This window comes from Nocardioides sp. (genome assembly GCF_964228225.1).
Classification (GTDB): Bacteria; Actinomycetota; Actinomycetes; order Propionibacteriales; family Nocardioidaceae; genus Nocardioides.
Genome location: NZ_CAXQZB010000038.1, coordinates 1 through 22410 on the forward strand (window position 1 = coordinate 1; position 22410 = coordinate 22410).

18 protein-coding genes are annotated in these 22410 nt (G+C 73.6%); 6 read left to right on the forward strand and 12 right to left on the reverse strand.

Going from position 1 to position 22410, the window contains the following annotated elements; all coding sequences use genetic code 11:
• Positions 1 to 61: 61 nt before the first annotated feature.
• The 8 genes from ACERUJ_RS08205 to nrdR form a co-directional block, all read right to left on the reverse strand.
• Positions 62 to 1111, reverse strand: a complete 1050-nt coding sequence (locus ACERUJ_RS08205; RefSeq protein WP_370248021.1) for a TerC family protein — start codon at positions 1109 to 1111, stop codon at positions 62 to 64.
• Between the two features lie 140 nt (positions 1112 to 1251).
• Positions 1252 to 2568, reverse strand: a complete 1317-nt coding sequence (locus tag ACERUJ_RS08210) for an ATP-binding protein (protein ID WP_370248022.1) — start codon at positions 2566 to 2568, stop codon at positions 1252 to 1254.
• Positions 2569 to 2626: 58 nt separating this feature from the next.
• The gene (locus ACERUJ_RS08215; protein ID WP_370248023.1) at positions 2627 to 3406 is read right to left on the reverse strand and encodes a response regulator transcription factor; all 780 of its coding nucleotides are present in this window, start codon (positions 3404 to 3406) and stop codon (positions 2627 to 2629) included.
• Positions 3407 to 3456: 50 nt separating this feature from the next.
• Positions 3457 to 4035, reverse strand: coding sequence for a NifU family protein (locus tag ACERUJ_RS08220; protein WP_370248024.1), 579 nt, complete (start codon positions 4033 to 4035; stop codon positions 3457 to 3459).
• Positions 4036 to 4076: 41 nt separating this feature from the next.
• Positions 4077 to 5963 (reverse strand): ferrous iron transporter B, encoded by a 1887-nt coding sequence (locus ACERUJ_RS08225; protein WP_370248076.1) that lies wholly within the window; start codon positions 5961 to 5963, stop codon positions 4077 to 4079.
• 73 nt (positions 5964 to 6036) lie between these two features.
• The gene (locus ACERUJ_RS08230) at positions 6037 to 6351 is read right to left on the reverse strand and encodes a ferrous iron transport protein A (protein ID WP_370248025.1); all 315 of its coding nucleotides are present in this window, start codon (positions 6349 to 6351) and stop codon (positions 6037 to 6039) included.
• 147 nt (positions 6352 to 6498) lie between these two features.
• A complete protein-coding gene (locus ACERUJ_RS08235) occupies positions 6499 to 9348 on the reverse strand; it encodes a vitamin B12-dependent ribonucleotide reductase (protein WP_370248026.1) in 2850 nt (949 codons plus the stop codon).
• A gap of 208 nt (positions 9349 to 9556) precedes the next feature.
• Positions 9557 to 10054, reverse strand: coding sequence for a transcriptional regulator NrdR (gene nrdR / locus ACERUJ_RS08240; protein WP_370248027.1), 498 nt, complete (start codon positions 10052 to 10054; stop codon positions 9557 to 9559).
• A 446-nt stretch (positions 10055 to 10500) separates the two neighbouring features.
• Between nrdR and ACERUJ_RS08245 the strand changes: the two genes are divergently transcribed.
• The gene (locus ACERUJ_RS08245) at positions 10501 to 10797 is read left to right on the forward strand and encodes a hypothetical protein (RefSeq protein ID WP_370248028.1); all 297 of its coding nucleotides are present in this window, start codon (positions 10501 to 10503) and stop codon (positions 10795 to 10797) included.
• Positions 10798 to 10918: 121 nt separating this feature from the next.
• On the forward strand, positions 10919 to 11320 hold the full coding sequence (locus ACERUJ_RS08250; protein WP_370248029.1) for a hypothetical protein: 402 nt from the start codon (positions 10919 to 10921) through the stop codon (positions 11318 to 11320).
• Positions 11321 to 11477: 157 nt separating this feature from the next.
• Here ACERUJ_RS08250 and ACERUJ_RS08255 read toward each other — a convergent pair whose 3' ends face one another.
• Positions 11478 to 11855, reverse strand: coding sequence for a LysM peptidoglycan-binding domain-containing protein (locus tag ACERUJ_RS08255; RefSeq protein WP_370248030.1), 378 nt, complete (start codon positions 11853 to 11855; stop codon positions 11478 to 11480).
• A 390-nt stretch (positions 11856 to 12245) separates the two neighbouring features.
• Between ACERUJ_RS08255 and lexA the strand changes: the two genes are divergently transcribed.
• The 4 genes from lexA to ACERUJ_RS08275 all read left to right on the forward strand — a co-directional run bounded on the left by lexA (position 12246) and on the right by ACERUJ_RS08275 (position 18017).
• The gene (gene lexA / locus ACERUJ_RS08260; protein WP_370248031.1) at positions 12246 to 13019 is read left to right on the forward strand and encodes a transcriptional repressor LexA; all 774 of its coding nucleotides are present in this window, start codon (positions 12246 to 12248) and stop codon (positions 13017 to 13019) included.
• Positions 13020 to 13153: 134 nt separating this feature from the next.
• On the forward strand, positions 13154 to 14914 hold the full coding sequence (locus tag ACERUJ_RS08265) for an alkaline phosphatase (protein WP_370248032.1): 1761 nt from the start codon (positions 13154 to 13156) through the stop codon (positions 14912 to 14914).
• On the forward strand, positions 14914 to 16239 hold the full coding sequence (locus ACERUJ_RS08270; RefSeq protein ID WP_370248033.1) for an alkaline phosphatase family protein: 1326 nt from the start codon (positions 14914 to 14916) through the stop codon (positions 16237 to 16239). Before ACERUJ_RS08265 ends, ACERUJ_RS08270 begins: the two co-directional genes overlap by 1 nt.
• A 377-nt stretch (positions 16240 to 16616) precedes the next feature.
• Complete coding sequence (locus ACERUJ_RS08275; RefSeq protein WP_370248035.1) at positions 16617 to 18017, forward strand: MXAN_6640 family putative metalloprotease; 1401 nt, start codon at positions 16617 to 16619, stop codon at positions 18015 to 18017.
• 99 nt (positions 18018 to 18116) lie between these two features.
• Here the strand turns inward: ACERUJ_RS08275 and ACERUJ_RS08280 are convergent, their stop codons facing one another.
• The 3 genes from ACERUJ_RS08280 to hflX are packed head-to-tail and all read right to left on the reverse strand — an operon-like array spanning position 18117 to position 22383.
• Positions 18117 to 20087: an ATP-dependent DNA helicase gene (locus tag ACERUJ_RS08280; protein ID WP_370248036.1), complete on the reverse strand. Its 1971-nt coding sequence runs from the start codon at positions 20085 to 20087 to the stop codon at positions 18117 to 18119.
• A gap of 9 nt (positions 20088 to 20096) precedes the next feature.
• On the reverse strand, positions 20097 to 20879 hold the full coding sequence (locus ACERUJ_RS08285) for an SGNH/GDSL hydrolase family protein (protein ID WP_370248037.1): 783 nt from the start codon (positions 20877 to 20879) through the stop codon (positions 20097 to 20099).
• Positions 20848 to 22383 carry a GTPase HflX gene (gene hflX, locus ACERUJ_RS08290; RefSeq protein ID WP_370248038.1) on the reverse strand — a complete coding sequence of 512 codons (1536 nt, stop codon included), beginning with the start codon at positions 22381 to 22383 and terminating at the stop codon, positions 20848 to 20850. Before hflX ends, ACERUJ_RS08285 begins: the two co-directional genes overlap by 32 nt.
• Positions 22384 to 22410: the final 27 nt, after the last annotated feature.

A 22410-nucleotide genomic window follows, 5' to 3' on the forward strand; every position in this document is an offset into this window, starting at 1 on the left:
ACACCTCGGTGTCGCACCGCCCCGGCCGCGGTCCCGCGAGCGTGTCGCGGGCCGTGCGCGCTCAGCGGTCGGCGAGCTCCCCGCCGCGGCGCTCGGACGCCCCGCCCTGGCCCTCCGCCTCGACGGCGCCGGCGGTGGTGCCGGCGGCGTCGGCGGCGTCGGCGGTCACGCCCTCGGCCTGCTCCTCACCGGGGATGCCGTCGCGGGTGCTGATCATGCTCCACACGATGGACACGGTGATGGTGACCACGATGACGCTGAGCGTCAGCGGGATCGGCAGCTTGCCGACCGGCGTCTCGGACAGGATCAGCTTCACACCGGCGAAGGCGAGCAGCACCGCCAGGCCGTAGTGCAGGTGCACGAAGCGGCGCAGCAGGCCGGCCAGGCAGAAGTAGAGGCTGCGCAGGCCCAGGATCGCGAAGGCGTTGGCGGTCCAGACGATGAACGTGCTGGTGGTGATGGCCAGGATCGCGGCCACGGAGTCGATCGCGAAGATCAGGTCGGTGGCCTCGACGGCGACGAGCACCACGAACAGCAGGGTCGCCACGCGCTTGCCGTCGAGCTTGACGAAGAACCGGTCGCCGTGGAAGCGCGGGTCGGTCGGGATGACCCGCCGCACCAGCCGCACCACGAGGTTGCGGTCCGGCGGGGTCTCGTCGTCGTGACCGCGGGCCATCTTGTAGCCGGTGTAGATGAGGAAGGCACCGAAGACGTAGGCGGTCCAGAAGAAGGTCTCCAGCAGCTCGACGCCCACGAAGATGAACGCCAACCGGAAGACCAGCGCCCCGATCACGCCCCAGAACAGCACCTTGTGCTGGACCGAGGCGGGCACCGCGAAGAAGGTGAAGATCATCGCGAAGACGAAGACGTTGTCGATCGAGAGCGCCTTCTCGATCAGGTAGCCGGCGTAGTAGGTCCCCGCGACCTCACCGCCCTGCCAGGCCCACAGGACCACGCCGAACAGCAGTCCGGCGGCGATCCAGAAGGCCGACCACAGGGCGGCCTCCTTGAACTCGATGACGTGGTTGTCGCGGTGCAGGAACAGATCGACGGCCAGCATCACGGCCACGACTCCCATCACCGCGGCCCAGGCCCACCAGGCGACCTCCATGGTTCCCCCTTCCCCTTCCGGGACTCCTCGGGCGCCACCGCGGCGCCCCGATGACACCAGGGTGCGCGAGGGCGCGTCAGGGGCGGCCGCGGTCGAGTGCAGCCCGAGTGCAGGGCGAGTGCAGGGTTCGGTGAAGATCCTCAGGCGGGGTCGCGGCGGGGCCAGGAGAACCGCACGGTGAGCCCGCCGTCGGGGGCGGCGAGCAGGGCGACGTCGCCGCCGTCGCGCTCCACGAGCTGGCGCACGACCGCGAGCCCGAGCCCGGATCCCTGGCCCGGACGGGTGGTCCAGAACCGGTCGAAGGCGCGGGCGCGTTCGGCCTCGGTGAGGCCGGGACCCTGGTCGGTGATCGTGAGGACGACGCGGTAGGGCTCGTAGCCGCCGTGCACCTCGATCCGGCCCCCGGGCGGGGAGACGCCGACGGCGTTGTCGAGGACGTTGTCGAGCACCTGCTCCAGCGCGCCGGCGGAGGCCTCGATCCACAGCGCCCCCTCGTTCTCGACGACGGCGACCAGGTCGGCGTCGTCGAAGGCCGCCGACCACACCTCCACCCGGTCCTCCACCAGGGCGGCGAGGTCGAGCACCCGTCGCTGGTGCTCCACGGTCTCGGCGCGGGCCAGGGTCAGCAGGCTCTCCACCAGCTGGTTCATGCGCTGGATCTCGCGGTCGACGGCGTCCAGCCGCGGCTCGGCGGCGGGATCGGTGACGGTGACCCGCACGGTGTCGAGGGTGAGCCGCATCGCGGCCAGCGGGGTGCGCAGCTGGTGTGAGGCGTCGGCCACGAACGCGCGCTGGGCGTCGATGAGGGCGGCGGTGCGGTGGGCGCTGCGGTTGAGCGTGCGCGCGAGGAGGGCGATCTCCGGGGGGCCGCGCTCGGCCGCGACGGCGTCGTAGTCGCCGTCGCCGTGACGACGGGCGACCTCGGTGAGCCGCTGCACCGGACGGCTCACGGTGCCGGCGAGCAGCAGCGCGACCCCGGTGGCGAGCACGACCACGGCCAGGCCGGCGAGCAGGCTGAAGCGCCAGATGTCACGCACCTCGGCGTCGATCTCGGCCGAGGGGGCGACCACCTGCACGACCGCGCGCACGCCGCCGTCCACCCGGACCGGCACGACGACGCTGACGGCGCGCTCGCCGATCAGCGGGTGCTCCCCCCACACGGCCTCGGGCGTGCGGCCCGTGAGGGCGCGGGCCACCGCGGGGTCGTCGGCGGCCGCCGGGTCGCCGGGTCGGATGATGCGCACGCGGGCACCGAAGGCGGCCTCGACGTCGCGGGAGCGCTCGGTCAGCGCGGTGGCGCTGGCGTCGTCGGTGCGCTGGAGCAGCGGGACGAACAGCTCGGCCTCGCGGTAGGCGGTGGTCTCGAGGTTGCGCCGCAGCAGCGCGGACGTCCCGATCGACACGGCCACCGTGAGCAGGCTGAGGGCGAGGACGACGAGCACGACGTGGCTGCCCACCAGGCGCAGCCTCACCGTCGTCGTCCCGGGCGCCGCGAGGTCGTGCGGGTCGTGGGGGTCATGCCGGCGCGGCCTCGAGCCGGAACCCCACCCCGCGCACGGTCTGCACCTGCGCGGCCGCGGCGATCTTGCGGCGCAGCGAGCCGATGTGCACGTCCAGGGTGCGGGTGGAGCCGAACCAGTGCGGGTCCCACACCCGGCTCATGAGGTCCTCGCGGGTGCACACCACGCCCGGCTCCTCGCTCAGCACGACCAGCAGGTCGAACTCCTTGGGGGTCAGCTCGACCTCCTGCTCCCCCACCCACACCCGGCGCCCACCGAGATGCAGACGCAGACCCCCGACGGTCCGGGTCTCCCGGGCGCCGTCGGTCGGTGGGGCCGACCCGCTCGCCGGGGTCGCCGGGGTGGTCGCCGCGGTCGCCGGGCCGCCGGGCGGTGTGGGCGCGGGGCCGGGTGCCGCGGTCCCGTCGGACTCGGCACCGGGCCGCTGCCACCGGCGCAGCACCGCGCGGGCCCGCGCCACGAGCTCGCGCAGGCCGAAGGGCTTGACCAGGAAGTCGTCGGCGCCGAGCTCGAGCCCGACCACCCGCTCCACCTCGTCGCCCCGGGCCGTGATGATGATGATCGGCACCTCGCTGACCGCCCGGATGCGCCGGCACACCTCGATGCCGTCGAGGTCGGGGAGGCCGAGGTCGAGCAGCACCAGGTCGACGTCGGCGTGCCCGGCCAGGGCCTGCGCCGCGGTCGTCACGTGCCGGACGGCGAACCCGAAGAGCGGGAGGCCGTCGACGAGCGCGTCGGCGATGGCCGGGTCGTCCTCCACCAGCAGCACCTGCACGCCAACGAGCGTCCCACACCGGCGCACACCCCCGCGCCGACGTGGGCGTCTCAGCGGGGGCGCAGCGGGAGCCGTCGGCGTCCCGGCGCCGGCTCCGGGGGCGCGGCCGAGACCACCCGCCGCACGCTCGGGTCGAGCCGTCGCAGGGCCGTCAGCACGCGGTCCTCCAGCGTGCGGCCGGCGGCGGGACAGCCGTCGCAGGTGCCGTGGAGGGCGATCTCCACCTCGCCGTCGTGCACCGCGACGAGCTCGAGCCGCCCGCCGTGGCTGCGGGCGTAGTCGCCGACCTCGCCGGCCAGCACCTGGCGGGCGGCGGCGGCGAGCCGGTCGGCCGCGGTGACGCCGGCCGGTGCCCGCCACCCGGCCGGGTCGGCGAGCGCGGTCTGCAGCGCGGTCCGCACGCGGTCGCCCTCGACCGCCCAGACATGGGGTGGGGCCAGGGTCACGAGGACCGCGGCGGGCTCGACCTCCAACTGGGACACGACGCCGTCGTCGAGCAGCCCGGCCAGCGGTGCCGGCACGACGGCCGGGGAGCCGACGAAGCCGAGCCGACCGGCCGGCACCACCCACCGCACCGTCGTCGGATCGCCCGGGACGGCCTCGGCGTGGATCGGGACGGTCGTGCTCACCGCTCCAGTCTAGGCCCGCCAGGGGACCTGATCGGCGGGACTCAGGTGACGGCGGCGACGATCGTCCGCGCCAGCAGCGCCATCACCCAGGCCAGCCCGAAGAGGTAGCCGAAGGCGATCGCGGGCCAGCGCCAGGACCCGGACTCCCGGCGCAGCACCGCGATGGTGGAGGTGCACTGCAGGGCGTAGAGGAAGAACACCAGCAGCGCGGCCAGGACGGGCGGGGTGAACAGCGGCTCTCCCGCACGGTCGCCGTCCTGCACCGTCATCTCGGCCAGGGCACCGGCCGGGTCCTCGGGATCGGTGGCGGCGGCGACCTGCCCGAGGGTGGCCACGAAGACCTCGCGCGCGGACAGCGAGGCCAGGACGCCGACGTTGATCCGCCAGTCGAAGCCGAGGGGTGCGAAGACCGGCTCGACCGCGCGCCCGACGTCGGCGGCCAGGCTGTGGTCGATGGTGTAGGTCGACACTGCGACGTCGTCGGTGGGGTCGATGCCCGCGGCGCGCAGGGTGGCGTCGCTGGGGGCGGGCAGGTTGAGCAGCAGCCACAGCACGATCGTGGTGCCGAGGATGATCTTGGTGACCTTGGCGAGGAAGCCGCGGCAGGCGTCCCAGACCGCCAGCGCCACCGACCGCACCGACGGGATCCGGTAGGGCGGCATCTCCATGTAGAAGGGCATCGCCGGACCCGCGGAGCGGCCGATGCGGCTGAACAGCCAGGCGGTGAGCATCGCCGAGACCGCGCCGCCGAGGTAGAGGCCGAACATGATCAGCCCCTGCGCGCCCACCGGACCGACGCGGGCGTCGGAGTCGACCAGCAGCCCGATGATCAGCACGTAGACGGGCAGCCGCGCCGAGCAGGTCATCAGCGGGGCGCCCATCATCGTGGCGATCCGGTCGCGGGTGGAGGGCAGGGTCCGGGTGGCCATGATGCCCGGGATCGCGCAGGCGAAGGACGACAGCAGCGCCACGAACGCCCGGCCCTCCAGGCCCGCGCGTGCCATCACCCGGTCCATCAGGAAGGCGGCACGGGCGAGGTAGCCCACCCCCTCGAGCAGGGAGATGAGCACGAAGAGCAGGGCGATCTGCGGCAGGAACACGATCACGCCGCCGACGCCGCCGATCAGGCCGTCGGCGAGGAACCCGGCCAGCCAGTCCACGCCGATGCGAGCCCGCACCTGGTCGCCGAGCCAGCCGAACACGGCCTCGATCCCGGCCTGCGCGGGTGCGGCGAGGGCGAAGATGGTCTGGAAGAAGGCGAACATCGTGGCGAGGAACACCAGGGTCCCCCACACCGGGTGCAGCAGCACCGCGTCCAGACGCCGGGTGCGGGTGTCGAGCTCCGGGGAGGAGTAGCCGGTGGCGGTGAGCACCGAGTCGATCCAGGCGCTGACACCCTCGGTGTCGGCCGGCGGCGGCACGACCGGGCGACTCCACTCCCCCGGCGCGCCCATCAGGGTGCGCAGCCGGGTGAGCTGCTGACGGCGACCCCCGACCACGGCGACCACCGGCACGCCCAGGGCGCGCTCGAGCGCGCCGACGTCCAGCCGGCCCTGGCGGCGGTCGAGCTCGTCGGAGAAGGTCAGCACCACGCACACGGGGAGCCCGCGGCGCAGGACCTGCGCCACCAGGCGCAGCGACCGGGCCAGGGTGGTGGCATCGAGGGTGACCAGCAGCGCCTGCGGCGTGGCGGAGGCGGCGTCGTCGCGGTCGAGGGTGGCCGAGACGATCTGCTCGTCGGGGCTGATGGCGCTCAGGCTGTAGGTCCCCGGCAGGTCCTCCAGGACCACGGGGCCGGCGTCGGTGTCGGCGACACCGGTGTAGCGGGTGACCGTGACACCCGGGTAGTTGCCGGTCTTGGCCCGCAGGCCGGTGAGGGCGTTGAACAGCGTCGTCTTGCCGGAGTTGGGGCTGCCGACCAGCGCCATCAGCGGCGCGTCGACAGCGAGGCCGCCGCGGCGCGCGTCGTCCGCGGGACCGCAGTGGTCGCTCACGCCCGCCTCAGCCGGCGTGGGCGATGCGGATGCAGGCCGCCTGCGCGCGGCGCAGCGCGATCTCGTACCCGGCGACGCGGTAGATCACCGGGTCGCGCAGCGGGGCACGGCGCACCATCTCGACCGGCGTGCCCGGCACGAAGCCGAGGTCGAGCAGTCGCTGGGCGATGGCCGGGTCGGCGGACTCGACGCCGCACACCTCGGCGGGGCGACCCCGCTCGAGGTCGGCCAAGGAGCCGACCTGCTGACCGGGGAGGTAGGCGGCCATCGCCGGCACGCCACGACGACGCAGCCCTGCGACTCCCATGACCGTCACGGCCATCTCCCCTCACCTCTGACTTTGGTGAGGCAAGGCTACCAAAGGCTTGCCTCACCTCACAGGTGATCTAGACCGTGGACGAGCGCGAACGCCGACGCCCCGGCCCGGGAGGCGAGGCCTCCCGGGCCGGGGCGTCGAGGTGGTCGGGCGTCAGCTGCAGCCGCTGGTGGAGCCGCAGCCCTCGCAGACGTAGCAGGAGCCGGCGGGACGCATCTTGGTGCCGCAGGTCATGCACAGCGGGGAGTCGACGGCGGTGCCGGTGATCTGCTCGAGCAGCTCGGCGGAGGTGTGGGCCACCTTCACCTCGGCGGCGGGAGCCGCCGGCGCCTCGGGGGCCGCCTGGGGCGCCCGGGGGGCGTCCTCGAGGAGCTCGGCGGCGGAGCCGGTCTCCTCCACGGCCAGCTCGTAGGAGCCGGTCTCGAGGTGGCGCTGGCGCTCGTCGGCGGAGTAGATGCCGAGCATCGAGCGGGCGTCGAAGTCGAGGTAGTCCAGCGCGAGGCGGCGGAAGACGTAGTCCATGAGGGACTGCGCCATGCGGACGTCGGGGTCGTCGGTGAGACCGGCCGGCTCGAAGCGCAGGTTGGTGAACTTCGAGACGTAGGTCTCCAGCGGCACGCCGTACTGCAGGCCGATCGAGACCGCGATCGAGAACGCGTCCATTACACCGGCCAGGGTGGAGCCCTGCTTGCCGAGCTTGAGGAAGATCTCGCCCAGCGCGCCGTCCTCGTGGGCACCCGAGGTCATGTAGCCCTCGGCACCGCCCACGGTGAAGGAGGTGGTGCGGGCGATGCGCGACTTCGGCAGGCGCTTGCGGGTGGGGGCGTAGACGACCTTCTCGACCACGGCGGGCGCGGCCTGCGCCTCGGCGGGCTCCTCGGTCTTCTTGGCCTTGGCGTCGGCCAGGGGCTGCCCGACCTTGCAGTTGTCGCGGTAGACGGCGGTGGCCTTCAGGCCCAGCTTCCACGACTGGAGGTAGACCTCCTCGATCTCCTCGACCGTGGCGGTCTCGGGGAGGTTGACGGTCTTGGAGATCGCCCCGGACAGGAACGGCTGGCAGGCCGCCATCATCCGCACGTGGCCCATCGGCTTGAGCGAGCGGGCGCCCATGGCGGTGTCGAAGACCTCGTAGTGCTCGCGGCGCAGGCCGGGGGCGTCGATGACGTGGCCGTGCTCGGCGATGTAGGCGACGATCGCCTCGACCGTCTCCTCGGTGTAGCCCAGCTTGCGCAGGGCCCGCGGGATGGTCTGGTTGACGATCTGCATCGAGCCGCCACCGACGAGCTTCTTGAACTTCACCAGGGAGAAGTCGGGCTCGATGCCGGTGGTGTCGCAGTCCATCATGAAGCCGATGGTGCCGGTGGGGGCGAGCACCGAGGCCTGGGCGTTGCGGAAGCCGTGGACCTTGCCGAGCTCGACGACCTCGGCCCACTCGGCGGTGGCCAGGCGCTGGACCTGCTCGTCGGCCAGGTGCTGGGGACGCAGGGCGTCGTTGGCGGCCTGGTGCTTGCGCATCACGCGGCGGTGGGCGTCGGCGTTGCGGGCGAACCCGGCGTAGGGGCCGACGATCGCGGCGAGCTCGGCCGAGCGGCGGTAGGAGGTGCCGGTCATCAGCGAGGTGATGGCGGCGGCCATCGCGCGGCCGCCGTCGGAGTCGTAGCCCAGACCCATGGCCATCAGCAGCGCACCGAGGTTGGCGTAGCCGATCCCGAGCTGGCGGTAGTCGACGGTGGTGCGGCCGATCGCCTCGGTGGGGAAGTCGGCGAAGCAGATGGAGATGTCCATCGCGGTGATGATGATCTCGACCGCACGCGTGAAGCGCTCACCGTCGAAGGTGTCGTCGTCCTTGAGGAACTTGAGCAGGTTCAGCGAGGCGAGGTTGCACGAGGAGTTGTCCAGCGACATGTACTCCGAGCACGGGTTGGAGGCGGTGATCCGGCCGGTCTCGGGGTTGGTGTGCCAGTCGTTGATGGTGTCGTCGTACTGCAGGCCGGGGTCGGCGCACTCCCAGGCGGCCTGGGAGATCTTGCGGAACAGCTGGCGGGCGTCGACCCGCTCGATGACCTCACCGGTGGTGCGGGCCCACAGCCCGAAGTCGGTGCCCTCCTCGACCGCACGCATGAACTCGTCGGAGACGCGCACCGAGTTGTTGGCGTTCTGGTACTGGACCGAGGTGATGTCCTTGCCGCCGAGGTCCATGTCGAAGCCCGCGTCGCGCAGCGCGCGGATCTTCTTCTCCTCGTTGGCCTTGGTCTCGATGAACTCCTCGATGTCGGGGTGGTCGACGTCGAGCACGACCATCTTGGCCGCACGGCGGGTGGCGCCCCCGGACTTGATGGTGCCGGCGGAGGCGTCGGCGCCGCGCATGAAGGAGACCGGGCCCGAGGCGGTGCCGCCGGAGGAGGCCAGCAGCTCCTTGGAGGACCGGATGCGGGAGATGTTCAGGCCGGCCCCCGAGCCGCCCTTGAAGATGAACCCCTCCTCCTTGTACCAGTTCAGGATCGACTCCATCGAGTCGTCGACGCTGAGGATGAAGCAGGCCGAGACCTGCTGCGGCGCCTCGGTGCCGACGTTGAACCACACCGGGGAGTTGAACGAGAAGTACTGGTTGACCAGCAGCCAGGTGAGCTCGTGCTCGAACAGCTCCGCGTCGGCGTCGCTGGCGAAGTACCCGTGCTCCACGCCCGCCCGGACGTAGGTGAGCACGATGCGGTCGATGAGCTGGCGCAGGCTGCTCTCTCGCGCCGACGAGCCGAGCGCACCGCGGAAGTACTTGGTGGTGACGATCGTCGAGGCGTTGAGCGACCACGACTCGGGGAACTCCACGCCGCGCTGCTCGAAGACGGTCTCACCGGTCTTCCAGTTGGTCTGGACGACGTCGCGACGCTCCCAGGTGAGCTCGTCGTAGGGGTGGACGCCCTCGGTGCTGAACACCCGCTCGATGGTCAGTCCGGTCGTGGCGGAGCCGGTGGCCTCGGGGCGGCCGCTGGCGGTCTCGGTCATGGGAGCGTCTCCTCTGTTCCCTGCGGGGGGTCGGTGCGGTGGGCGGGTGGTCGAGCCGCGCCGGTGGCGGCTCTGCTGAGTCTGGTGAGGACCACCGACAGTTCCGGATGAGATCCGGAGGAGTCGTGGCCCGCACCCGACCGAGGGGCGGGGGAAGGGTGGTGCGCTCGGCAGGCAGCTTCCCCACTACCTGCCGAGCGGATCGGGGTCAGTCCGCGCCGGTGGGCGCAGGACCGGGGGGTGCGGCGGGGCCGTCGACGACGGACCCGCTGCGCAGCGCGTCGATCTCCTTGGCGAAGTCCTCGGCGGAGTCGAAGGCGCGGTAGACGCTGGCGAAGCGGAGGTAGGCGACCTCGTCGAGGTCGCGCAGCGGGCCGAGGATCGCCAGCCCCACCTCGTGGGCGGGGATCTCGGCGGCCCCGAGCGCACGCAAGGAGTCCTCGACCGCCTGGCCGAGACGCTGGAGGTCGGCCTCGGCGACGGGGCGGCCCTTGCAGGCCTTCCGCACGCCGGCGACGGCCTTCTCGCGGTCGAAGGGCTCACTCACGCCGGAGCGCTTGACGACGGTGAGCTGCATCGACTCCAGGGTGGTGAACCGACGCTCGCACCGGGCACAGGACCGACGCCGGCGCACGGTGGCGCCGTCCTCGGCGAGCCGCGAGTCCAGCACCTTGGTGTCGGTGTGCCGGCAGAACGGGCAGTGCATGCGGCCACCTCCTCCTGATGCGGCCCCGGCGGCGTGGGGAACCTGTGGACAACTCGGGTCGCACGGTGGACGAAGCCCCCCTCGGATGTGGAGGAACGTCGCCGCACTGTGCACTAGATGTGGATAACTACATCGTTGTAACTACTACATCTAGTGGGACCCTACGCCGCCCACCACCACGGCGCAACCCTGTGCCCGGCGACCCGGCGTGTCGCCCCGATCGCCCCCGCGCCGCGCCCGGGATCGGGCCCGACACGGTCGCGCCCACCGCCTCCCGGCTGCTGGGAACGGCGCCTCCACCTCACCCCGACGGGCGTGTCGTGGACACCGTGACGGCGTCGGCCGAGCACGTCGGGGAGAATGCCCGCGTGGCATCGGGGAAGAGGGCGGCACCACGGCCGCAGCGGCAGGCGCCGACGCGCCGCCTGCTCCCCTGGGCGGCCGGCATGACCCTGGCACTGGTGGCCTGGGGCTACCTGGTCCTGGCCGCGATCGACTTCGGCGCCACGGCACGCGGCGGCGACTCACGGTCCTGGGCGTTCCTGGCCCTGGCCGCGGTGGGCGCGATCGCCTGCCTGTTCCTGGCCCTGCTGCTGCTCACCCGCCTGCTCCGGGCCCTCGCCACCCCTGCTCCGCCGCCGGCCCCACCGCATCCCCCCGCGACCGGCCCGACCGGACCGGCAGGACCTACGGGACCGACGGGCGGCGACACGCCGTCGCCGGGCCGACGCGCCGCGCGATGACGGGGGCCCGACCGTGATCACCGACCCCGGCAGGGACCCCGGCAGCGACGCCGGCCCCGTGCCGGACCCGACGCCCGCGACCGGGACCCATCGCGCGCGGACCGTCTGTCCCTGCGGCTGGGTGGCGACCCTGACGGCCGCGGACGAAGCGCAGGCCGCCCTCGCCGCCGCGCGCGCCCGCGCCGCCCACCGCGCCGACGCGCACGCGCCGCGCCGGATCGCGGGGTGGTGGCGGCGCACCGGACTCTCCCCCCGCGCCCACGAGTGCCACGTGGGGCCGACCTCGCACGCCGGCACGGGGTTCCGCTGCGCCGTGGCCTGCTCCTGCGGCTGGGTCCGCGAGTGTCGCAGCGCCGAGCGCGCCACCCTGCTCACCGGCGCGGAGCGCGAACACCGGCGCCACGTCACGATCGCGACCGGGCGGACCCCGCGGCGCGACTACCTCGTGCTGGTCGCGATCGTCCTGGCCCTCACCGGCCTCGCGATCGCGTCGGTGAACCTCGTCGTCGACCTCGCGCGCTGACCCGGCTCCGCGGCGACCCACCGACCGACCGAGCACCTCGGAACGCACAGCGGTCGGGGGCCCCGGCTTCCCTCCGGGGCTCCCGACCGAGTCGAGGGGGCGGCCCGAGGACCGCCCGTGAAGGCCCGACCGCGGCCGGGCACGGAGACGTTCGACGTCAGGGAGCGGGGACCTCGAGCCGCTGCCCGACCACCAGGCCGACCGAATCGAGGTCGTTGAGCTCCTGCAGGTGCTGCATCATGGCGCGGATCCCGCCGTCCTCGGACAGGGCGTCGGCGATGTCCCACAGCGTGTCGCCCGGAGCGACGACGTGGGTGACGGTGGCCTCCGGCTCCTCCGAGGCGACCGACCCGCCGGCCCAGACGACCCCGACCGCAAGCACCGCCATCAGGCCGAGCAGCAGCACGACCACCCGGCCCCGACGGGTGAGGCGGTAGACGGGGCGACCGCCCGCGGGGCGCGCGGCGGGACGAGCCCCCGGGCGGGCGACGGGACGGGCGGCGGGACGGGTGAGCACGGGGCTGGCGGCGGACATCGGGACTCCATCACTGCGGGGAAGAGGGGCGTGGCCGCGGAGCGGTCACGTGGTGCACGGGGCCGGCCCGTGCGGTGGTCGATGTCTACCGACGACCACCGACAGTTCCGGCGACCCCTGCGTCCGAGTCGATCGCTCACACGTTCGATCGAACACATGAGCGAGGCTAGATCAGATGTTCGAACAATCCAAGCACCGACGCGAACGCGTGTTCGATCGGCGTGTCGCCCGTCCCGGCGGCCCCGGCGGCCTGTCGCAGCAGCCCGGGCGACCCTGCGACCGGCCGCGGCCGGGCGATCCGGGACGCGCCGGAACATGCGCTGCGACCGGCGCGACACGCCGTTCGAACACATGTTTGAGTTCGGCGCGGGTCGGTGCCAGTCTGTGGCCATGGCCTCCACGCCCCGCCCGCCCGACCAGCCCGCACCCGACGACGCCCGGCGCTCCGCGCGTCCGTTGACCCCGGTCTCCGAACTGCCCGACGGGCCGGCCGACGCCACCGGCCTCACCCCGCGCCAGCAGCGGGTGCTGACCCACATCCTGGAGAGCCTCGAGCAGCGCGGGTACCCGCCCTCGATGCGGGAGATCGGCACCGCCGTCGGGCTCACCAGCACCTCCAGCGTGGCCCACCAGCTGCGCGTGCTGGAGCAGAAGGGCTTCCTCAAGCGCGACCCGAACCGGCCCCGCGCCCTCGAGGTCTTCCTGCCCGAGGCGATGGCCGCGCGCCGCGCGATCGGCAGCGCCGAGGAATCCAGCATCGACGAGACCGGCATCGGCGACGTCGTCGCGGCGGCGGCCCACGTGCCCCTGCTCGGGCGCATCGCCGCCGGTGGTCCGATCCTCGCCGAGGAGCGGATCGAGGAGGTCTTCCCGCTGCCCCGCCAGCTCGTCGGCGACGGCGAGCTGTTCCTGCTCGAGGTGGCCGGTGAGTCGATGATCGACGCGGCGATCTGCAACGGCGACTACGTCGTGATCCGCAAGACCAACACCGCCGAGAACGGCGACATCGTGGCGGCGCTGCTCGACGGTGAGGCCACCGTCAAGACCTTCCAGCGCAAGGACGGCCGGGTGTGGCTGCTCCCCCACAACGCCGCCTACGAGCCCATCGACGGCACCCACGCCACGATCCTGGGCAAGGTCACCGCCGTCCTGCGCCGCCTCTGACCGACGCCTGACCCGGCTGCTGATCGCGGGCCGGAGCGCCGCCCGACGCACCGTCGGGCGGCGCTCAGGTGAACGCTCGGTGACCGATGCCCGGGACGGCATGACCCGAGGGGCCCGACGTCGTTGGAGCAGATGTGACTCCCAAGCCTCTGCGTTCCCTGCGCCCGACCCGCGACGACGCCGCCGCATCCCCGCCGTCGACGGCGCTGCCCCCGCTGGGCCGGCGTACCGTCGTGGCCGGCGGTGGCGCCGGCCTGGCCGGTCTCGCCGTCGCCTCCGCACCGACCGAGGCGGCGCAGGGCGATCCGCGCGCCACCCGCGCCGCGCGGATCTTCCAGCACGGCGTCGCCTCCGGTGATCCCCGGCCGCGCGCGGTGGTGCTGTGGACCCGGGTGACCCCCACCCGTGCCAGCCGTCCGGGGTCGGGCCGCGGCCCCCGCGTCGAGGTCGCCTGGGAGGTGGCGCGGGACCGCGACTTCCGCCGCGTCGTCAAGCGGGGCACCGTCATGACCGGCGCCGACCGCGACCACACCGTGAAGTTCGACGTCACCGGCCTGCGACCCGCGACCTGGTACTACTACCGCTTCACCTGCCGTGGGGAGCGCAGCCGGGTCGGACGCACCCGCACCGCCCCCGCGCGCCGGTCCTCGCCGCGGAACCTGCGCTTCGGTGTCGTGTCGTGCGCCAACCTGCAGGCCGGCTGGTTCTCCGCCTACCGGGGCCTCGCCGCCCGCGACGACCTGCACGCCGTCCTCCACCTGGGCGACTACCTCTACGAGTACGGCCCCGGGCAGTACGGCCTGGGCCGCGACAACGTCGACGTCCGCCCGCACGACCCGCCCCACGAGATGGTCTCGCTCTCGGACTACCGGCGCCGCCACGCCCAGTACAAGACCGACCCCGACCTCCAGGACGCCCACGCCAAGTTCCCCTGGATCATCACCTGGGACGACCACGAGGTCACCAACGACCAGTGGCGCGGGGGCGCGGAGAACCACCAGGCCGGCGAGGGCGACTACCGACGCCGTCGGGCCAAGGCGCACCGGGCCTACGACGAGTGGATGCCGGTGCGGATGGACTCCACGGCGCGTCTGGGCGACGGTGACCGGCTCTACCGACGCCTGCGGTTCGGCACCCTGGCCGAGATCAGCATGCTCGACCTGCGCACCTACCGCACCGAGCAGCCGGCGAGCCCGGTCTCCCCCGGCGGCGGAGGCGCCGACGACCCCGACGCCACGATCACCGGGGCCCGCCAGCTGCGCTGGCTCAAGCAGTCGCTGCGCCGCGAGCGCGCGCTGTGGAAGGTGATCGGCAACCCCGTGATGATCACCCCGGTGACCTTCGCCCAGCTGCCGGCCGACCTGGTCGACCCCGTCAACGACGTCACCGGGCTGCTGCCCTCCGACGGCGTGCCGTACAACGTCGACCAGTGGGACGGCTACACCGCCGACCGTGCCGAGGTCGCGCGCCACCTGCGCGACCAGGGGGTCGAGAACGCCCTGTTCGTCACCGGCGACATCCACTCCGGCTGGGCCGCGGAGGTGCCCTTCGACGTCGGCACCTACCCCCTCAGCGACCCGGTGGCGGTGGAGTTCGTGTGCACCTCGGTGACGTCGAACAACCTCAAGGACATCCTCGGCACTCCCCCGCGCACCGCCAGCCGGGTGGTGGAGACCGCGATCCTGGCGGCCAACCGCCACATCAAGTACCTCAACTTCGACGACCACGGCTTCTCCGTGCTCGACCTCACCGCCGAGCGTGCCCAGATGGACTGGTTCGTGATCGGCGACCGCGCCCGGCGCGACACCCCGATCACCTGGACGACGTCCTACGCCACCCGCACCGGCACCCAGCGCCTCGTGCAGGTCGACGCCCCGGTCGGGGGTGGGCGCTGATGTGCGGCGAGCACCCGCGCGACCGCGCGGCGGGCCCCACCCCGTTCGAGGAGGGCCTGGCCGCCCTCGGCACCGGGCGCCGGCGGCTGCTGCAGCTCGGCGGCGGGCTGGCCTTCTCGACCGCGCTCGGTGCCGCCGGGGCACAGGCCGCCGTCGCTCCGGGGGTGCACCGCGACCGCCGCGTGTACGTGCTGGTCACCGACGGCTGCCGCCCCGACGAGATCGACAGCGGCCTCACCCCGAACCTGCAGGCGCTGCGCGACGGCGGGCTCCGCTACGCCCGGGCCTCCTCCCTGCCGATCATGGAGACCATCCCCAACCACGTGATGATGATGAGCGGGGTGCGTCCGGACCGCTCCGGGGTGCCGGCCAACGCGATCTACGACCGCGCCGCGCGCACCGTGCGCGACCTCGACCGCCCGAGCGACCTGCGCGCCGACACCGTGCTGGAGCGGGCCCGGCGCCAGGGCCTGCGCACCGGCACGGTGCTGAGCAAGGAGTACCTCTACGGCATCTTCGGCACCCGGGCCACCGCCCGCTGGGAGCCCGCACCGATCATCCCGGTCTCCGAGCACGCGCCGGACGTGTTCACCATGAACGCCGCCCTGGCCATGCTCGCCGACCTCGACCCGCACCTGATGTTCGTCAACCTCGGCGACATCGACCGGCTGGGCCACTCCGACCTCACCGGCCCGCTGGGCCTGAAGGCGCTGCGCCGCACCGCGCTGCTGGCCACCGACACCCTCATCGGCCGGTTCGTGGACACCGTGAAGGCGGCCGGTCACTGGGAGCGCTCGCTGATCATCGTCCTGGCCGACCACTCGATGGACTGGTCGCGCCCCGACCGCGTGGTCTCGCTGGCGGGACCGCTGGCCGAGGACCCGCTGCTGGCCGGGAAGGTCGAGATCGCCGACAACGGCGGCGCCGACCTCCTGTACTGGACCGGCCCGGCGCGGCAGCGCGAGGAGGCGGTGCGCCGGATGCGACGCATCGCCGCGCGCGTGGAGGGCGTGGAGTCGGTGCACGACCGGCGCGCGTCCTGGCTGCGACTGGGACCCGAGGCCGGCGACGTCGTCGCGTTCTGCGAGGCGGGCTGGCGCTTCAGCGACCCGAATCCGCTGACCAGCAACCCCATCCCGGGCAACCACGGGCACCTGGCCACCCGGCCGATCCCGCTCTTCCTCGCCGGCGGGCACCCCGCCGTCCCGCGCGGGCGGGCCGTGAGCCGGATGGGCCACACCGTCGACGTCGCCCCCACGGTGGCCTCGTTCCTGGGCCTGCGCGGTGCGCCGCGCGGCGGCTGGGACGGTCGCGCCCTGCTCTGAGCACCACCGCCGGGTGTTCACGGGCGTTCACGGGCGATCGTGGGAGGGCCGGGCCGGGTGCGGGCGGTCCGGCCCGCGGGGTCGACGCCGTGTCACCTGCTCGGGTTAGGGTGCTCGGACCCGTTCTCGAGAGGAACCCCCATGACCCGGATCACCCGGCGGCGCCGACTCGGTGGCACCGCCGTCCTCATCGCCGCGATGGCCCTGGCCGTCCCCGCGGCCGCCCTCACCGTGCCCAGCGCCGGGCGACGGCCCCCGCCGCGTCGTCGTCGGAGGGCCACCGCCCCGGCGCGCCCTCGGCGGCCCGGGCCGCGCTCTCCGCGGCCGAGCGACTCGCCACCCCCGCCTCGGCGCGGGCCGGCGAGCGCGACGCGTCGATGACCCTGCACCAGCTGCGGCGCAGCTACCCCGCGCTGTCGGCCTCGGAGAAGCAGCGCGCGGACGCGCTGTTCAAGCGGCCCACCGACGCCGGGGGCGACGGCTCGCTGGCCTACTCCGTGCCCGAGGCGACGCCGCTGTGCGACGGCGACCTGTGCGTGCACTACGTGACCTCCAGCTCCGATGCCATCAGCACCGCCGACACCGACTCCAGCGGTCGACCCGACTACGCCGAGCGGGCGCTGTCCACCCTGCGCCGCATCCACGACACCTACATCGCCGCGGGCTACCGCGAGCCGCGCGCCGACGGGTCGCTGGGGGGCGGGTCGAACCTGATCGACATCTACCTCGGCAACGTCGGCGACCAGGGCATCTACGGCTACTGCACCTCCGACAAGCCCTACCCCGGCGACAACGGCCCGTGGGACGCCTGGGCCTACTGCGTGCTCGACAACGACTTCTCCCCCGCCGAGTTCGGCACCGCCAACACGCCCACGGAGAACCTCGACGTCACCGCGGCGCACGAGTACTTCCACGCCACCCAGTACGCCTACGACTCCTACGAGGACCCCTGGATCCTCGAGGCCACGGCCACCTGGGCCGAGGACGAGATGTACGACAGCGTCGACGACAACCTGCAGTACCTGCGCACCAGCCCGCTGACCAACCCGTTCCGGCCGCTCGACTCCTTCGCCGACGACGGCTTCCAGTACGGCTCGTGGATCTTCATCCGCTACCTCACCGAGCGCTTCCGCACCAAGAAGGGTGCCCTGCCGGTGATCGTGCGCGACCTGTTCCTGCGCCTGGACGGCGCAGCCGGCGGCCCCGACGACTACTCCTGGAAGGGCCTGGACAAGGTCCTGCAGAAGCGCGGCATCTCCGCGGCCACCGCGTTCGTGCAGTTCTCCGCCACCAACCGCCGGGCCCGCACCGCGTACGCCGAGGGCCGGGCGAACGACTACCCGGAGACGCCGCTGGCCGGCAAGGTCACCCTGACCCCCCGCCGCCCCGGGGTGCGTCCGGCCAAGATCCGCCTCGACCACCTCACCAGCGCCACCTTCCGGCTCAGCCCGAAGGGGTTCAGCGACAAGCGCGCCAAGCTGCGCCTGGTGATCAAGGGCCCGGTGCGGGCGACGTCCCCGCAGGCGCTCGTCACCGTGTACGGCAAGTCCGGCAAGCCGAAGGTGTACAAGATCCGGCTCAACGGCAAGGGCGACGCCACCCCCCGGGTGCCGTTCTCCAGCCGCAAGGTCCGCTACGTCGAGGTGACCCTGGCCAACGCCAGCGGCCGCTTCCAGTGCGGTGCCGGTGACAACACCGAGTTCTACTCCTGCTTCGGTCTCTCCCGCGACGACGGCCAGCGCTTCGAGCTCTCCGCCACCGCACTCAAGCGGGGCTGAGCGCCCGACAGCCACGCGACACGGCCCGGACCCCGGTCGGGGTCCGGGCCGTGCTGCGTCTGCGGCGGCCCGCCCCGGAGGGGGTCGGCCGCGTGGTGGTCAGCCGGCGGCGAGCCGCGCGAGGGCCTTGCGGATCAGGGCCGGGTCCTGGGTGGGCCACATCGGCGGCAGCGAGGCCTTGAGGAACCCGCCGTAGCGGGCGGTGGCCACCCGGGGGTCGAGGATCGCGACGACGCCGCGGTCGGAGGTGGTGCGGATCAACCGGCCCGCGCCCTGGGCCAGCAGCAGGGCGGCGTGGGTGGCCGCCACCTGCATGAACCCGTTGCCGCCGGCCTCGTCGACGGCCTTCTGCCGCGCGCTCATCAACGGATCGTCGGGCCGCGGGAACGGGATGCGGTCGATGATCACCAGCTGGCAGGTGTCGCCGGGCACGTCCAGGCCCTGCCACAGGCTGAGGGTGCCGAACAGGCAGGTGTGCGGGTCGCCGACGAACTGCGCGGCGAGCTCGGGCAGCTGCGCCTCGCCCTGGGCCAGGGTGGTGAGGTGCGGGAGGCGGCGGCGCACCTCCGCCGCCGCCGCCTCCGCGGCGCGACGGGAGGAGAACAGGCCCAGGGCGCGGCCCTCGGCGGCGTCGACGAGCTCGACGATCTCGTCGAGGTGGGCCGGGGCGAGGCCGGCGCGGCCCGGCGGCGGGAGGTGGCGGGCGATGTAGAGGATGCCCTGCTGGCCGTAGTCGAACGGCGAACCGACGTCCATGCCCACCCAGGGCTGGGCGTCCTCGGCCGCCGGCGCCGCGTCGGCGCCGGGCTGCACGCGCTCGGTGGGCTTGAGGCCCACCGTGCTCGCTACGACCCCGAAGTCACCGCCGAGCATGAGGGTCGCCGAGGTCATCACGACGGTCTTGTCGGTGAGCAGCTTGTCGCGCATCTGCCCCCACACCTGCAGCGGCGCGACGCACAGCCGGGGCGGGATCCGCTCGCCGCCCTCGCTGAGCCAGACGACGTCGGCGGCGGCCGCCGCCGCCATCCGCTCGGCGGTGGTGAAGACCTCCTGCACGGTGCCCTTGGCCTGGGTGAGGCCGGCGTCGGGCTCGTCGTCGCTGCTCGACTTGGGGTAGGCCGACAGGCAGGCGCGGGCGGCGTCGCGCACCAGGGCCAGGGCGTCGGCGAGGTCGGTCGGCAGGGTCTCGAACCGGCCGGGACGGGCCTGCGCCATGGCGTCGCGCAGCGCGTCGGCGGCGTCGGAGAGGTCGTCGGCCTCGCTGCCGTCGACGTGGCGCTGGGAGCGGCGCGCGGCGCGCTCGACGTCGGAGACGCTCAGCTCGTCGGTGGCGGCCTGGGTGACGCGGGCGACGAGCTCGTGGGCCTCGTCGATCACCGCGACGTCGTACTCGGGGATCATCGGGATGCCCTCGATGGCGTCGATCGCCAGCAGGCTGTGGTTGGTGATGATGAGGTTGGATCGCTGGGCCTTCTCGCGCGCCCGCTCCACGAAGCACTCCGCGCCGAAGGGGCACTTGCTGGCGCCCAGGCAGTCGCGGTGGCCGACGCTGACCTGCCGCCACTCCCGCTCGGTGTGGCGCGGTGCGTGGTCGCGCTCGCCGCTGCCCTCGGCCTCGGCCTGCTCCTCGGCCCAGGCGCGCAGCTCGAGCACCTTGCTGGCCATCGAGCCCTCGGGCACGTCGACCAGCACGCCCTGGTCGTCGGGCACGCCCTCACGGATGCGGTGCAGGCAGGCGTAGTTGGAGCGCCCCTTGAGCACGGCGAAGCTGGTGTCGAGGCCCTGACCCTTCAGCGCCTCGACCAGGCGGGGCACGTCGCGCTCGACCAGCTGGTGCTGCAGCGCGAGGGTGGCCGTGGCGACGACGACGCGGCCACGGTGGCGCAGGCTGGGCACGAGGTAGCCCAGCGACTTGCCGGTGCCGGTGCCGGCCTGCACGAGCAGGTGACGCTCGTCGTCCATCGCGGCGGCGACGGCCTCGGCCATCTGCAGCTGGCCGGCGCGCGGGCTGCCGCCGAGCGCCTCGACCGCCGTGGCCAGCAGGGTTGCGACGTCGGGTGACTCAGGCACCCGAGCACCTTACGGGGCGGCGCCGACGAGATCGGCGATCCCCCGCGCGACGCGGTCACCGAACCGCGTGTGTCCGGCCACATCGGGGTGGAGGCGGTCGACGAAGTCGAGGTCGACGGCGGTCATCGGGAGGTACCGCCAGCCGACCTCGCCGGCCAGCCGACGCAGGAGGGCGTCCAGACGCGGCACCTCGGCGTCGATCTCGGGGACGTCGACGTGGGGCGGACCGACGAGCACGACCCGGTGCCCCTGCAGCGCCTGCGCCGTGCGGCGCAGGCCCGCCGCGACCTCGGTCTCGGGCTGGTCCCAGTCGTTGAGGCCGCCCTGCACGACGACGACGGCGTCGGGACGGCCCGCGACCGCGCCCGGGGCCCGGTCGGGGTAGGAGACGTCCGTGCAGTCCAGCGCCCCGGGCTCGAACCCGGACCCGGAGTAGCCCGCGACGTGGACGCGGGCCGGCAGGGCGGCCAGCCGCGCCGGCCACGAGAGGCTGCGGTCGGCGAGCCCGGCGCCCACCGAGTAGGAGTCGCCGATCACCACGACCCCGGGGGCGTCGGACGGGCCGGCGTCGGCGGCGGCGCGGGCCGCGGAGTCGCGGGCCCGCCGGTCGCAGTCGTCGGGGTCGCGGCCGATCACCCGCGCGGCGACGACCACCCCCAGGCCCACCAGCAGGGCGACGGCGAGCAGGACGGCGAGCACCCGCCGTCGGCGCCGCGAGGGCGGCGGCGACGTGGCCGGGACGTCGAGGACCACCGGCGGCTCAGCCGGCGACGGCGTAGGGAGCCAGCTCACCGGCCAGCGCCTCGGTGGCGCGGCCGGTGATGAGGCTGCCGTCGGCGGTGTGCTCGACCGAGCCGATCTCGCCGAACTGGTGCAGCTTGTTCACCAGGTCGCCGCGCTCGTAGGGCACCAGCGCGGTGAACTCCACGCCCGGGCGGGGCAGCTCGGACTCGATCAGGCGCAGCGCGTCCTCGATGCCGGCGCCGGTGCGGGCGCTGACCACCACCGAGTGGGGCTCGTGGCGCTGCAGGCGCGCCAGCACCATGGGGTCGGCGGCGTCGGCCTTGTTGATGACCACGATCTCGGGGATGTCGGCGGCCTCGATCTCGGCGAACACCTCCCGCACCGCGGAGAGCTGGCCCTCGGGGTCGGGGTGGGAGCCGTCGACGATGTGCAGGATGAGGTCGGCGTCGCCCACCTCCTCCAGCGTGGAGCGGAACGCCTCCACCAGCTGGTGGGGCAGGTGGCGCACGAACCCGACGGTGTCGGACATCGTGTAGACGCGTCCGTCGCTGGTGGTCGTGCGCCGGGTGGTGGGGTCCAGGGTGGCGAACAGGGCGTCCTCCACGAGCACCCCGGCGCCGGTGAGCCGGTTGAGCAGCGAGGACTTGCCGGCGTTGGTGTAGCCCGCGATGGCCACCGAGGGGATCTCGTGACGCCGCCGGTCGGCCCGCTTCGTCTCGCGGGTGCCCTTCATGTGCTTGAGCTCGCGGCGCAGCTTGGCGATGCGGTCGTTGATGCGGCGCCGGTCGGTCTCGATCTTGGTCTCACCCGGACCGCGTCCACCGATCCCGGCGCCCGAGGCGACCCGGCCACCGGCCTGCCGGGAGAGGTTGCCACCCCACCCGCGCAGGCGCTGCTTCATGTAGGTGAGCTGCGCCAGCTCGACCTGGGCCTGGCCCTCCTTGGACTTCGCGTGCTGGGCGAAGATGTCGAGGATCAGGGCGGTGCGGTCGACCACCTTGACCTTGAGGCGGTCCTCGAGGTTGCGCAGCTGGGACGGCGCGAGCTCGCCGTCGCAGATCACGGTGTCGGCGCCGGTGAGTCGCACGATCTCGGCCAGCGCCTCGACCTTGCCGCGACCGACGTAGGTGGCGGGGTCGGGCCGCTGCCGGCGCTGGTAGAGGGCCTCCAGCACCTCCGACCCGGCGGTCTCGGCCAGCAGGGCGAGCTCGGCCATGGAGTTCTCGGCGTCCTCGATGCTGCCCTCGGTCCAGACCCCCACCAGCACGACGCGCTCCAGGCGCAGCTGGCGGTACTCGACCTCGGTGATGTCCTCGAGCTCGGTGCGCAGCCCGACGACGCGGCGCAGCTGGTGGCGCTCGGCGAGGTCCATGGCGCCGATGGTGGGGTCGACGTCCTCGGGGTCGGGCTCGTCGGCGTACCCGGAGACGAACCCGTCGTCGAGCACGATCTCGGCCTCGGAGCCGGCCTCGACCCCGGCGTCGGGGTCGTCGTCCCAGGCGTCGGTGTGGGCCAGGGCATCGCGGAGGCTGAAGTCAGGTGCGTTCGTCATCCCCTCCAGCCTAGGCCGCACGGGGGC

Excerpts from the sequence above, each read along its gene's own strand:
- ACERUJ_RS08205 (WP_370248021.1), bottom strand. The coding sequence starts at position 1,111 with ATGGAGGTCGCCTGGTGGGCCTGGGCCGCGGTGATGGGAGTCGTGGCC.
- ACERUJ_RS08225 (WP_370248076.1), bottom strand. The coding sequence starts at position 5,963 with ATGGCGCTGGTCGGCAGCCCCAACTCCGGCAAGACGACGCTGTTCAAC.
- ACERUJ_RS08230 (WP_370248025.1), bottom strand. The coding sequence starts at position 6,351 with ATGGCCGTGACGGTCATGGGAGTCGCAGGGCTGCGTCGTCGTGGCGTG.
- ACERUJ_RS08235 (WP_370248026.1), bottom strand. The coding sequence starts at position 9,348 with ATGACCGAGACCGCCAGCGGCCGCCCCGAGGCCACCGGCTCCGCCACG.
- nrdR (WP_370248027.1), bottom strand. The coding sequence starts at position 10,054 with ATGCACTGCCCGTTCTGCCGGCACACCGACACCAAGGTGCTGGACTCG.
- ACERUJ_RS08245 (WP_370248028.1), top strand. The coding sequence starts at position 10,501 with ATGACCCTGGCACTGGTGGCCTGGGGCTACCTGGTCCTGGCCGCGATC.
- ACERUJ_RS08255 (WP_370248030.1), bottom strand. The coding sequence starts at position 11,855 with ATGTCCGCCGCCAGCCCCGTGCTCACCCGTCCCGCCGCCCGTCCCGTC.
- lexA (WP_370248031.1), top strand. The coding sequence starts at position 12,246 with ATGGCCTCCACGCCCCGCCCGCCCGACCAGCCCGCACCCGACGACGCC.
- ACERUJ_RS08270 (WP_370248033.1), top strand. The coding sequence starts at position 14,914 with ATGTGCGGCGAGCACCCGCGCGACCGCGCGGCGGGCCCCACCCCGTTC.
- ACERUJ_RS08275 (WP_370248035.1), top strand. The coding sequence starts at position 16,617 with ATGACCCTGCACCAGCTGCGGCGCAGCTACCCCGCGCTGTCGGCCTCG.
- hflX (WP_370248038.1), bottom strand. The coding sequence starts at position 22,383 with ATGACGAACGCACCTGACTTCAGCCTCCGCGATGCCCTGGCCCACACC.